Source organism: Enterococcus massiliensis (assembly GCF_001050095.1).
In the GTDB taxonomy this organism is placed as follows: domain Bacteria; phylum Bacillota; class Bacilli; order Lactobacillales; family Enterococcaceae; genus Enterococcus_C; species Enterococcus_C songbeiensis.
In genome coordinates this window covers 439,311-451,102 of sequence record NZ_CVRN01000006.1, presented here as the reverse complement: position 1 = coordinate 451,102, position 11,792 = coordinate 439,311, and the positions used below count along the sequence as shown (strand labels likewise).

Sequence of the window (11,792 nt, the reverse complement as noted above, 5' to 3'; positions counted from 1 at the left end):
CTTCTCGCTCTTTGACCGCATCACGGAACGCAAAAAGCTTCATCAACTCATCAAGATCAGTCCGCTCTATTTCATAAAGGGACCACCCATTTTCGAGCAGTTGAAGCTTTAAACTCATTTCACGATATTTAGGCGTTCGTTCAAAGTTTGAATTTCCGAGGAGTTCTGTTACTTTTTTTTCGTATCTACATAAGTGTTGTCATACCCTTGTGTTACCGATCGCAAGAACTTACCTGTCAGCGGTGCAATTTCGCGAGCATCGATACCATCACGATACTGTTCAGCAGTAAACTGACCTTCAAAAATCACATTTGCGACAAAAGTGTAGCACTCTTGTAGAGCTGCTTTAACTTCTTTTCTGTCTTCAGCATCCTCAAGCGTTGACATGATATCAAGAGCATCATCCATGGCGTCTGCTTCTAACCATTCCGCTGATTTAAAACGCTGTGGTTTACGTTTTCCTTCGTCGTCTTTTAGCATTAGGGTAATTTGTACTTGTAATTTAGACGCCATTATTCATTTCCTCCAGTTTCTGGTTCTGTCTCTGCAAGTGGGTTTGCTGGTGTTGTAAACCAATTTTCAATCATGGTTGTATCTACACCCTCATCATCTTCATCTACGGAATACATATATCCCACGCCTGGAACATCAACGAAAGTCCCTTTCCATGTTGGGTGCGTAAAAGTAACTTTGTTTCCTTCTAATGTAGATGTTTCATCAGAATCCAAGATAAATTGACCTTTATAAAAAATGGTGTAGCGATATTTACCATTTGATTTTTTTCGACGATAAGCAAATGCGCCATCTTGAGCAATATCTTCACCAGAACGCAAAGCGCCACCTTTTAAAATCTTACCGCCTGTAATTGTCGTCAAAACTTTATGTGTATAGCCGTTAGCTTCCAACTCAACTTCTGCTCCGCCAAAAGCAGTAAACTGATCCTGAACGACTGAATCACCAAAATCTTGAGCCGTTTCATAGTTTGCAGAAGGTTTAACGCTTACTGCCGTTCCCATAACCACCGCTTTATCGTAGGTTGGAAAATCCGTTGATTCATCCATTAATGGGAACCATGTTGGTTTTTCTACGGAGATAATTCCTGTTTTACTTTTCTTTTCCGCCATTAAATTTCACTCCATTCTATATATTGTGGAAATGCAACTGTAAATTGAATGTGTTGCACGCCGTCTACCTTATCCGGTAAATAATCTTCCGGAAAAATCTGATTGCCATCAATTTCGAGAACATTAAAAAAAGCCTCACATTGAGAGACTAGATTTTGAACTAAATTTTTATCGCTTTTATTGTCAACTAAAGCTATATCGACATAAAAGGCTTTATTTTGAATATTGATACCTACGTTTTCAGCACCAGCGTGCACCACTGAAAGGACAAAATAAAAATCTTTTTTTGATTGCATAACTGAATCTCCATAGACAGTCGCTCCGGGATAAACCTGTTTTAAGATTTTAGTTATTGTGCTGACAATCTTAGATCTCATTTTTTCGCTCCCTTCAGCACTTTAATGGCCATGGATTTCCAACGTCGAGGAATGTAGGTCATATTAGCTAAATTAGTAGCACGTTGCAGCATGAAACGACCTTTGACGAAGCCGCCGTTTCTAGTTCTATGACCATCATTCACATACTTAAAGTATTTTTCGTTATTAATTAATACACCGACAATTCGACCGGTTGAAAGTTTTCGGGCGTTCATAACCCGATACCCGCGCCTTAAATCACCAGATTTTATTGGCGTAATCGGCACGATTGTTTCCCAAACTTTATTGAGAGAATCGTTAACAAATGCTACCCCTTCACGTTCAGTCAGCTTAGTCATTTGTTTGAATTGGTTCATTACTTCTTTCGCATTGCTTTCAAATCGTGTGTCACCCATTCGGTTCACGCCCTGTCAATCCAACTTCACAATGGCTTGGATAATAAAAAGGTTTGTTCGCATATAAATCTAACTCGATGTGGCTAATCGCTTGTGTCACTCGAATTAAGTCACCTTTCAGTATTTCGACAGTAGGACGAACAAAAAGTTTGTATTCATCTTTAGTGACGTTTAGCATATCCCCATTTTCGATCACAGCAAGTCCATCCATATTGCCTTGGGACAAAGCACAAGATATCGGTTTTTCCGTAGTTGGAGCATAATCCTGTTTGGTTAATCCTGTTTCTAGATCCTCAACGTCCTGCATTCGCATAATTTGGCAAGTATCTAGATAGGTTGCAGCTAAAATATTTGCTTCATCCATCAGAAAAACTCCAATCCGTCAGAACATCCAAGAATACGATTGATTAAGTCATGGTAACCAGCGATTAACGATTGAGAGCTAGCTGTGGTAGATTGATAAGAAATGCTGGTGTCACCACGTTTGACAGCAGTAATACCAGCATCCATTTCACCATTAACCTTTTGATATAAAATCTCAGATACTATATCGCCTAGCTTTTCCCAATCAATTTCAGCAGCACACGAATTTGATGCATCAATTTCAATCAAAATCAGATTAAGTAAAACTTCAATCCTGCTTTCCTCGGATTCTGGTAATTGATATTTTATCGTTTCGATGATTTTTTCCTTTTGATCGTCGGTCATATTATCACCTATTTCAAAGCGCTAGTGATATCTGTTACATCAGCAGCAGAGTTCAGAATTGCAATTGCTTTAGTATCATTTACATCTATTTTGATTACACCATTTTTTTGAGTAATGAATTTTCGAGTTTCAGGATGTAAAAAGCCATTGAAGTTTTTCCCCTCAATGACCTTAAATGTTTTATATTCTTTTGCAGCTTCTTTGACCATATTATTCACCAGCCTTCAAAGTTAAAATAGCCCCTGAGTTAGAAGCGTTGTACTCGATAGAATATTCACCGGCTAAACCAATGCGGCGAGAATCAGTAGTTTTCGCTAACTCCTCAGCTCTCCATTCGCGCAGTGGACGTAACCGAACATAATTAGTATCTAAAGCAGCAACAGTTCCGGCTGGCAAAGCAGGTTCAATTAACGCGATACCAGTTCCGTAATTTGAAACGATTTTACCAAGTTGTAATCCAAACGCCACCGTTTCACCAAATTGAGCAATTTTAGTAGATTTGTTATCCACTTCATCAGTCATCAAATCTTGCATGTCAGGAGAGATCAGGCAAAGCTTTTCGCCCATAAATCCTTTGTCATACATCAAGCGGAACATTGCATCAATATCTTTACGAACGACTGCGCCGGCTGTAGTAGTCTCTACCTTATTAGCCGCATTGATCAGATTCAAAATACCGTTCATTTTACGACCGATTTCTCCGACTTCATCTGCTTTGACACCAGTGATCAATTTGCGGTTCAAATCGATTTTCATTTCCATACCACGCAACGCGACTTGATTAGTTAATTCGTTCCCCACTCCGTCCACATTAATGGCATCCAAAGTTCCAGAAACAGAAGTAGACTTACGGAAAATTTCTTCATAGTTATTGAACCACGTACGACCAGATTCAGCTTCTTTATATTCGCCACCTTCTAATTGTTCAGAAGAGTCGTCGCCATTAATATCATACTCACGCCATTTGATCTCTGTCGAATTGGCTGGTGCAGTTTTACCAGCACCTAACAAGTAACTCAAGAAAGGTGTATTTGGCACTTGCATCGCATTAATTGCTGGTGAAATATCTAAATACTCAAGATTATTTAATGTTGTTTTTTTCATAATAATTATTCCTCCGTTTAGTTAAAATTTTGCATCATTTGGGCTAATAAAGCATTCGGATCTTTCGGCTGTTCGTTTTGTTGACCGTTGTCTTTTGATCGTTGCTGATTGCCATAAGCTTTGTCCATTTGAAGATTTTTAATTGTCTCCTGATGATTTTCATTGACCTTCGCCAAAACACCTGTGAAGGCTTCTACTGCTTGTTTGGTGAAATCAGTATTATCGGTTACTAGATTGTTCAACATGAACTGAGAAACGGTGTCCTTTACCTCACCTTCAAGATTCAATCCGGTGATTTGTTCAGCAACAAACGCTTTATTGTCACTGGTAACCCGCAAAGCTTTTTCCGCTTCAAACTCAGCTTGCAGTTTTTCAAGTTGCTGTTGCTCCGGTGATTTATTTTTCTTTGAATCCTCGTATTGCTTGATGGTATCCTGTTTAATCTTGTCTAAATTATTTTGTTTCCAAGACTCTAGCTGCTTGTCAGCAGCAGACTGTGATTGCGATTGAAGAAACTTCTGTGCATCCTCATTTGATTCAGCAAAAGATTTAAAGTCGTCCATCGTGAATTGAGGCGTCTGTTCTCCACCGCCCTCGCCAGGATCAGCAAAAAATTGTAACTTCATCGGCATAAATGGTTTCATTGTTTTCTCCTTCCGCCCCACGATTCGTTTTTAAACGCCCCGTATTGCTTTGAGTAGTATTTTTTTGCGCCCCACCATTCAATTAAGCCCAGCATTGCGCTAGTTTAGTGTCGTTGCGGACAAAATAAAAAGCCCTATTGCTAGGACTGTACTTCCAGTTTTTCAAAAATATTAATTAGCTTAGGTGTTTGAATCGCAATCCAATCAACTATTTCTTCGTTCCTTGCCCATTTTGTGTTGTGATCTAATCCAGACTCAAAAAGAATTGCATGAACGATTTCGTGACGAATAGTTCTATCCTCGTAGACACGCATGTTTTGCATGTTCATAGGGTCGCCATCATCTAAAACAGCGATGAAAATCTCTTTGGTTGTAAAGTCTGTCACCCCATCGTTGTCTTTCATAAACGGCTTTTCATGCTCGCTGACATTGGTAAAGATTGTGTATTCTGTACCTAGAATATTGATTTTTGCTTTCTCTTCCGTAATAATCCCTCCTATCTTTTAAACAGCCTTCACCCCGGCTAGGACTTATTTTCTTTATAATCTGTTCTAACCACAGTACAGCCAACTCGCTCATACCAATCGACAACCTGTTTTAAGCTCTTGGCGGTGTGGGATAAAAGCTGGATAGTAAGTTCCACATCTTCAACTTCAACAACAGCATCGCCATAGCTGTAAACAGTCGTTCCCGGACTGATAGTCACGCTTGCATACACGCCGTTCCAAACAGGTTCCAATCCATTTGATACGATATTGCCCTTGCTATCTGTGACAGTATTTCTGCGCCAACTGGTGTCCGAATTTTCAGCTTCAATCGCTTTTTTATAAACATCGGCCACGTTGGACTTTACTTTGAGTGTTAAAACAGCTTCGCAAAAGTCTTTCATTGTCTACTTCCCTACCTTTCGTTTTCCCATCCGACTTTCCAAGGCCACAGTGATGATGATTTTTTCATTGGCTAGTTCCGGTAAGTCGATTTCTTCCAAGGCCTTCTGAATGGCTTCGCGTTTGTTTCTGCACGTGACGAAGGTAAAGTCATGCCATCTATCCCACGCATGGCTGAAACTCACTTTAAATACGTTCATGGGTTTTCTCCTTTCTGTCTGGAGGTTTCTTTAAGGGTAACGCAAAAAGACCGACAACTTCGCATAGAGTCATCGGCTGCCAACGGCTACTCTGTTTTTTCATTAAGATTCCTCCTTACCTTTTCCGTGGATGGGAAAGCTTAACTCCCCAATCGCTTTTTGCAAATTCATCCAATAGATTTCCAAACAATGCTTCGTATTCGGCGTCAATAGCTTCATCCAATTCAGGCATCTTCGGCATTAATGTACAACGACAACGCCCATGATAAGGCGGTCCTGATTCGTTTTCCTTGACTACCTTGCCATGCATGCCACCGCCTGTTCCGCAAATAGAACAGACCCGCTCATCTTCTGCAGACCAACTAACTAACTGGGGAACACCGGCAGCGGCTGCAGATTTTCTAATTCCTTCTGTGGCAAAATGGGAATACTCGGTGCGCACTAAGTTTTCAATTGCATTATTAAATTTGCTAGCTTCAAGCTTAAACATATCTGATATTTCAGAATTACCACGCATAGAATTTAAAGCTTCTAAGATACCTTCGCCACTTGCAATTGATGTTGAAATGGCACTAGAGAGGCGTTGCTCTAATTTCGATACATTACCCCACAGACGACTAGAAAAAGTTTTTCCGGACCAGGGATAATTCATGATTGAATTTATTTCAGATTTGGGCAGCGGTGAAACTTCTCCACCGAGTAAAAAACCTAGAGCATTAACATTTGAATTGTATGTCCGATTCAAAATATCATCCAAGCGATCATTAAATTTTTGATTGGCATCTTTCTTGATCATTGTTGAAGCTAACTCGCTAAAAATATCCGCACGAATCTGTAGCAGACGATTAACTTTTGCATAATCGTAAGACGGAAAATATTCATCAACAAACTCTTGATACTTTTCATCAGAATTCATTAACTCATTGTAATTCTTGTCGATATATTTCCGATACTTCTGCTGATCCTGCTTACTAAAATCAGCCAAAAGTTCGGCTTGGGTCATTTTGTGCAAATCTGATTGGGATAAAAGTTTCTTTTGGATCTTTTTTAGTGCCTCCGGAAAAATATCTTGTAGCATTTTAGTTGTATCATTTTCCATTTTGAGACGGGCTAAATCTTCCAACTGTCGACGTTTTTCCCAATACCTCACAGACCATTTACTCATCCTCACCACCTACTTTTTTAGTAAGATACTCACTATCGGAATAAGTTTGGTTTGATTCAACGTCCATCATCTCGTTTTCGTAGTCAACATCTGACACAAATGGGATTTGACTTTGAATCGTTCGTTTGGATACATACGGAGCCAATTTAGGTAATGCCTCGGCCAGATACCCTAAATCAGTTGGTAGTGAACGGGAGAATGTAAAAATAATTTTCTCAGGATCAATATCTGTTTTATCCGCAAACTTCATGAATGCCGCTATCGTGTCCGCACATTCTTTCAACCCCTCCCGGAAATATTGCTCCTTTGTGTTGGTTTTGGCTTCTAAACTAATAATTTGCCATTTACGCGCTTCACCGGAACTATTTGACTTAAACACTTCATCGTTAAAATCAATTGCCTTACAAATTGTATAGAATTGTTTTTTCAGAAGGTTCAAATGATACTCATTGAAATCCTTCAGCAATTCTTTGGTGACATATCCCGCTTTCGCGCTAGGGTCCCGCAGATTAATGATACCCAACTGTTCCATCATATGTTTAGCTTTGTCCTCGTTCAAATCAGTACCAGTAATAAGCATATAGGCAAGTTTGAACTGCTCAATTTCATTTTGCTGATCGGATAATACACGATCAATGGCATCACTAATTTCTTCGGCTACTTCAAAATCACAATAACGATTCGTATTATTTTTGAATTCAGTAAGATTGATCGTTCCAAGCGGGTTAGAAACCTCACCTAAATATTTAAATCTACCAAAATTTTGAGTCACACCATCAATATATCTTGCATAGGTGTAAATGTTTTTTTGGGTGATGACTTTCATTTCTTCATAGTATTTTTTCTGGTAACTATCATATTTCTCACGGATATAGATTGCGCCATTTTCATATTTTTCGGCTTTCCACGGCTCGATATTCGATGCCCAAAGTTCCCAGCCATTTGCTGTCTGTTTGGGTTCCAACAAACGAAAGGCGACGCCACAAGCTCCTTGGAACGTAGCTGTATCCGGATCAAGCATCGAGAAACGCATCTGACTGATTTGGCTAACCAACTTATCAAACTCCTTGGGAACTGCAGGAGCAGATACTTGGTTACCTGTGAATTTATCACGCATCTTTTGTATCAGGGTTCTTTTTTGCTCCGACACGTCATAATCCCATTTAATTGGAATGCCAACAAAATGGTTAACCGCTTGATCTACTACGATGTTATACATCCCACCATGAATTTTATTATTAACTTTAATAATTTTCGTATCAGGCTTTTGACGATCATCAATTTCATTTTTTTCGCTGGTGTAAGCCAAATATTTTCGTTCGCGATCATCAAAAAATGGTCTCATATCTTCCATAAAAGAATTCGAATCAAACATATCGTCTGCAATCTGTGTCGCATATTTAGTTCTTAATCGTTTATATTTTTTTAACGATATTTCTGTATTAATCAAAAACTCACCTCCTAGTATTGAATGAATTCAAAGCTGCTACTTTCCATATCCTCCGCAAATGCGTACCGTGAAGCATCGATTGTATGATTATCTTTATCCTCCAAACGGGCTTTAGGATTTCCATCTTTGTCAGTTTGATAATCAATACTCTCAAACTCTCGTGCTATATTCGGTGTACGTTCTGGATTAATACAAATAAAATCAAGGTCATCCAGCCATTTTTCACCATATTCCACAGAATCAGGACCTTTCTTCACTCCGTAAATGCCCTGCATATATTGTTCATCACGTAATTCTGCGATAGATTTAGGTTCTGCGGAATCCGCAGCAATTCTTTCTGACTGGTAACCTTTCGCTTTTGTAGCTTTAGCAAACTCACGGTTACTGATTTTCACGCCGTATATTTCATCTATGGCGTAAATGCCATTTTTCTTTTTGTCGTAGTGCCAACGAACAAATGCCAGCGGATCAGTAGCATAACCGAAGTCCAAACCGTTTCGAATATTGTCAAAATTTGCTACCATTTCATCCGTGATTGAGCCGGGTTCAATTTGTAAATTATTGAACGGAACGACACCAGAACCGATTGCTTCACCGAGATATTCCCAGCGATATTTCAAGGGCTTATTTTTTTTGACGTTTTCAGCTTCTTCAACAAATTTCTTTGATAGATATGGATTACCAAGATATGTTGAGTGATGAACAAAAGTATTTGAATCGACAAAACTAGATTCATATTTTTTATTCACCCAAGACTGGCGCCGTTTGGGCGGGTTGTATGAATAATAAAAGCTATAATCAAACGGATATACTTTTTTACGTTGACTATCAGAAGTAAATTTACCTTCCAACTCCTCACGAAGAATAGAGTTTTCAATCGTGGTGACCTCTTCTTCCGTTTTGAATTCTGCCAATTCTTCCCACCAGCCAATAGCTAGAGGAAAGTCTGCATCTTTGATTGATTTTATTTTTTCAGGATCATCTGCACCAGCAAAGTAAATCTTGTTTCCCCTTGGTTTGTAGGTGATTTCCAGTTTTGAATCAACAAAACGAAAAAGATGCCGAACGCCCAAAACGTTCGCAGCACCTTTAAAGTTTGCATATGATGATTTAAGAATTGTATTTTGCACTTTACGAATACCGATAGCGGAAACAGGATATTCCATGATATCCATCAAAATACGCATTGGGATATGAAACGACTTGCCAGAGCCGCGCCCACCTTTTAGAACATACCGCAGATGGCATTTTTTCTTTGATGCAATCCAAAAAGGTACAAACTGTTCTAAGACGATTTCAGAAAGTTTAACTGTCGTCTGTGTCGTCGATATCATCAACAATCACCACTTTCTGTGCTGCATTAATATCTAACTTATCGTTAAACATACCTAGATGTCGGCCTAACATTTCTAAAGCCCGTGTTTTATCTGCGAGTTTTATTTCTCTTTCAACACTTGCTCCTTTATCAGACCACGACTCTTTTACCTTGATTGATTGAATTACAGCTAAATCATCATCAGTAGCGCCTTCCAAAACGGAGGCATCCTTTGGGTCAATAAGATCAGAAGCTATGATAAAACCAATTTTTGCTAATTCTTGTAGCACACGATCCTGACTAATTCCTGTTCGCCGGGACCGTTCTGCCATTTTTTTATCTATATACGCGCGAACCTTGACATTTTTCAACATTCTAGACCCTTGCTGATCAGCCGTCTTATTGCTATAACCAGCACGAATTGCAGCTTGTGTGGCATTCAAGTCAATGAGATATTCATCAGCAAATAGTTGTTGCTTAGGACTAAGTTTGGCCATGAAATGCCACACTCCTTTCAAAAAATAAAAAGACCTCACACTAGAGGTCAGGTCAAATAGTCATTTATAGGCGGCTTGAACAATCGTTTTAAAAGAGTGATCTCACACTCCTGTTCTAGATTACCGCCTAATAAAATCGATAAGCAGCTAGCAAATAAGAAGGAAGAATGAAAAGGTGTTTTGTTGGTTGCTGCTTATCGGTCTCATTTCACGCTATCATAATACCACATAAAGTATGGCATATTTGTGCAGATTTTTCGCACGGACTACATCATTGAAAATCTATCGCATCTATTCCAAAAAGTAGAATGGACATATCTTTTACCGCCTGCTTTGTATCACGATAAACAGTACTTTGATCAATATTGTGAAGTTCGACAATTTCTTTTACCGTCAAATGATCCTCAGACAGATACCGTATTTTCAAAACTTTATAGCGTCTCTGCTCCTCAATTGATCCTTTGCGACAATTCCACTCATATGCAACAAGCATTTTATCAACGTGATTCATCATTAAGAATGTCTTTTTCCGATAAATACTAAGACTTTCCAGGGTCAATGACTCCAAACTAAACTCTGGATAATCAGCCGGAATTGATTCCTGAATAGTTTCATCACATAATTCTTTTAGCTTGATATAATTTTTCAGCAGCAGTTCAGTATTTCGTAAATTTCTAGATTTTTCCTCTTTTTTCTTTTTCCCGTCCTGTTTACGATATTCTTTTAGAACAGTTTCCGTAATAATTTCTAGCTGATGCTTCGTTAATTCCGCTTTTCCCAAATGTGTTACCTCCCCGCAATACGCTTGTAATTCTCATCTTGATACTCAATCACCGCACATAAGATTCCGACTGCTAATGGATGATTGTCATATTTATTACCTAACTCACCAATTGAACGGATTAACCATGTCCAATATTCATCTGAAAGAATCGAATGACTTCTTAAAAGCACATTTGCTTGCCCCATCCATTCCTGCAAATCGGCAAAAAATAAATCCCATCTCAATCAAATCGCCTCGATTCTGATATAGATACCTGGTATCTTTGCCCAAAATTTTTCGGTAATTAAACTGACCACGTAAGAATCATCTTTCCAAAATCCTAATTTTGTCATGCAATCTTGCAGTAGCTTATTGCTATTATCCAAATCCGGCTTCGTATACTTATACTCTCCATCAGTATGATCTGCTGTGATCGGAAAACACCATTTCACCAACAAACGGACATTGCCGGAAAACTTTTCTTCCGGAGCATGTTTTGCTAAGTGAGCCATCAATTTTTCTCGTGCCGCTTTCAAATCATCCGGCTCGTAAAAATGCGGTTTTCCCTTTACGACATGGACCTGTTTCTGTTGATGGGTAGTTTCAGGCGGGATGATGTTCATGAAAAATTCAACCATCTAGTGGCACCTCTATTTCATACTTAACAGTTCTTTTGCCGTTGATTGTTTGACTTTTGCTCTTAGTAACTTCAACACCTGTTTTATTTTTGGATTCGAAAGCAATAAAGATGTAAATCAATATTTCGGCGAAGATTTTATTCTTGGATCCTAATTTTCGATACTTTTCTAAAATTTCATCCATCGAAATCCTCCTCGTAATCTACACCTTGCCAAGTCCTAGATACGGAATCATAGATAATCATTCCACGTTGGGCGGCATTTTGTCTGATCCAGTTTAATATTTCTGGTTGTCTTGAAATGAATTGTAATACTTCGCTACTATCATCAGTGTATTCTTTATCTGGCAATTTATGATAAAGTGGAGGCATAAATCTTAAAGAGTCCCACGTTTTACTTCTTAGCTGTTTTCTCTTCATCGTAATTTCTCCTGTGTGTTTTTTATTTTTATTTTTCGCGCTAAGTCTTGGTAGTAGGTGACAGGGTTACAGGGGGCAGAGCTCAAGCCCCCCTGTTCCTGTTCCT

General features: G+C 38.9%; 19 protein-coding genes and 2 pseudogenes. All 21 read right to left on the bottom strand.

The window, feature by feature from the left end; translation table 11 throughout:
• Positions 1 to 168 precede the first annotated feature (168 nt).
• Positions 169 to 513, bottom strand: coding sequence for a phage tail assembly chaperone G (gpG, locus tag BN1875_RS07010; RefSeq protein ID WP_048604131.1), 345 nt, complete (start codon positions 511 to 513; stop codon positions 169 to 171).
• Positions 513 to 1,124, bottom strand: a complete 612-nt coding sequence (locus BN1875_RS07005) for a major tail protein (RefSeq protein WP_048604130.1) — start codon at positions 1,122 to 1,124, stop codon at positions 513 to 515. Before BN1875_RS07005 ends, gpG begins: the two co-directional genes overlap by 1 nt.
• Positions 1,124 to 1,501, bottom strand: coding sequence for a phage tail terminator family protein (locus tag BN1875_RS07000; protein WP_048604129.1), 378 nt, complete (start codon positions 1,499 to 1,501; stop codon positions 1,124 to 1,126). The genes BN1875_RS07005 and BN1875_RS07000 overlap by 1 nt, the downstream gene beginning before the upstream one ends.
• Positions 1,498 to 1,896 (bottom strand): HK97 gp10 family phage protein, encoded by a 399-nt coding sequence (locus BN1875_RS06995; protein WP_048604128.1) that lies wholly within the window; start codon positions 1,894 to 1,896, stop codon positions 1,498 to 1,500. The genes BN1875_RS07000 and BN1875_RS06995 overlap by 4 nt, the downstream gene beginning before the upstream one ends.
• Positions 1,889 to 2,260 (bottom strand): hypothetical protein, encoded by a 372-nt coding sequence (locus BN1875_RS06990; protein WP_048604127.1) that lies wholly within the window; start codon positions 2,258 to 2,260, stop codon positions 1,889 to 1,891. The genes BN1875_RS06995 and BN1875_RS06990 overlap by 8 nt, the downstream gene beginning before the upstream one ends.
• On the bottom strand, positions 2,260 to 2,604 hold the full coding sequence (locus BN1875_RS06985) for a hypothetical protein (protein ID WP_048604126.1): 345 nt from the start codon (positions 2,602 to 2,604) through the stop codon (positions 2,260 to 2,262). The genes BN1875_RS06990 and BN1875_RS06985 overlap by 1 nt, the downstream gene beginning before the upstream one ends.
• 8 nt (positions 2,605 to 2,612) lie before the next feature.
• Positions 2,613 to 2,813 (bottom strand): hypothetical protein, encoded by a 201-nt coding sequence (locus BN1875_RS06980; protein ID WP_048604125.1) that lies wholly within the window; start codon positions 2,811 to 2,813, stop codon positions 2,613 to 2,615.
• Position 2,814: 1 nt separating this feature from the next.
• Entirely contained in the window at positions 2,815 to 3,708 is an 894-nt protein-coding gene (locus tag BN1875_RS06975; protein WP_048604124.1) for an SU10 major capsid protein, read from the bottom strand.
• A gap of 17 nt (positions 3,709 to 3,725) precedes the next feature.
• A complete protein-coding gene (locus BN1875_RS06970) occupies positions 3,726 to 4,352 on the bottom strand; it encodes a capsid assembly scaffolding protein Gp46 family protein (RefSeq protein WP_048604123.1) in 627 nt (208 codons plus the stop codon).
• A 140-nt stretch (positions 4,353 to 4,492) separates the two neighbouring features.
• The gene (locus BN1875_RS06965) at positions 4,493 to 4,756 is read right to left on the bottom strand and encodes a hypothetical protein (RefSeq protein ID WP_231586074.1); all 264 of its coding nucleotides are present in this window, start codon (positions 4,754 to 4,756) and stop codon (positions 4,493 to 4,495) included.
• Between the two features lie 119 nt (positions 4,757 to 4,875).
• Positions 4,876 to 5,241, bottom strand: a complete 366-nt coding sequence (locus BN1875_RS06960) for a hypothetical protein (protein WP_048604121.1) — start codon at positions 5,239 to 5,241, stop codon at positions 4,876 to 4,878.
• Positions 5,242 to 5,244: 3 nt separating this feature from the next.
• The gene (locus tag BN1875_RS06955) at positions 5,245 to 5,439 is read right to left on the bottom strand and encodes a hypothetical protein (protein ID WP_048604120.1); all 195 of its coding nucleotides are present in this window, start codon (positions 5,437 to 5,439) and stop codon (positions 5,245 to 5,247) included.
• A 124-nt stretch (positions 5,440 to 5,563) separates the two neighbouring features.
• Positions 5,564 to 6,604 (bottom strand): annotated as a pseudogene (locus tag BN1875_RS06950) (minor capsid protein); the annotation flags it as partial.
• Positions 6,600 to 8,054, bottom strand: a pseudogene (locus BN1875_RS06945) (phage portal protein); the annotation flags it as partial. The pseudogenes BN1875_RS06950 and BN1875_RS06945, both read right to left, overlap by 5 nt.
• 11 nt (positions 8,055 to 8,065) lie before the next feature.
• Positions 8,066 to 9,388, bottom strand: coding sequence for a PBSX family phage terminase large subunit (locus tag BN1875_RS06940; protein WP_048604117.1), 1,323 nt, complete (start codon positions 9,386 to 9,388; stop codon positions 8,066 to 8,068).
• Entirely contained in the window at positions 9,360 to 9,866 is a 507-nt protein-coding gene (locus BN1875_RS06935; RefSeq protein ID WP_048604116.1) for a terminase small subunit, read from the bottom strand. The genes BN1875_RS06940 and BN1875_RS06935 overlap by 29 nt, the downstream gene beginning before the upstream one ends.
• A gap of 271 nt (positions 9,867 to 10,137) precedes the next feature.
• On the bottom strand, positions 10,138 to 10,647 hold the full coding sequence (locus tag BN1875_RS06930; protein WP_048604115.1) for a helix-turn-helix domain-containing protein: 510 nt from the start codon (positions 10,645 to 10,647) through the stop codon (positions 10,138 to 10,140).
• Positions 10,648 to 10,652: 5 nt separating this feature from the next.
• Entirely contained in the window at positions 10,653 to 10,874 is a 222-nt protein-coding gene (locus BN1875_RS06925) for a hypothetical protein (RefSeq protein WP_048604114.1), read from the bottom strand.
• Complete coding sequence (locus tag BN1875_RS06920; protein WP_048604113.1) at positions 10,875 to 11,267, bottom strand: RusA family crossover junction endodeoxyribonuclease; 393 nt, start codon at positions 11,265 to 11,267, stop codon at positions 10,875 to 10,877.
• Positions 11,260 to 11,451, bottom strand: a complete 192-nt coding sequence (locus BN1875_RS06915) for a hypothetical protein (protein WP_048604112.1) — start codon at positions 11,449 to 11,451, stop codon at positions 11,260 to 11,262. Before BN1875_RS06915 ends, BN1875_RS06920 begins: the two co-directional genes overlap by 8 nt.
• On the bottom strand, positions 11,444 to 11,686 hold the full coding sequence (locus BN1875_RS06910) for a hypothetical protein (RefSeq protein ID WP_048604111.1): 243 nt from the start codon (positions 11,684 to 11,686) through the stop codon (positions 11,444 to 11,446). The genes BN1875_RS06915 and BN1875_RS06910 overlap by 8 nt, the downstream gene beginning before the upstream one ends.
• Between the last annotated feature and the right edge of the window lie 106 nt (positions 11,687 to 11,792).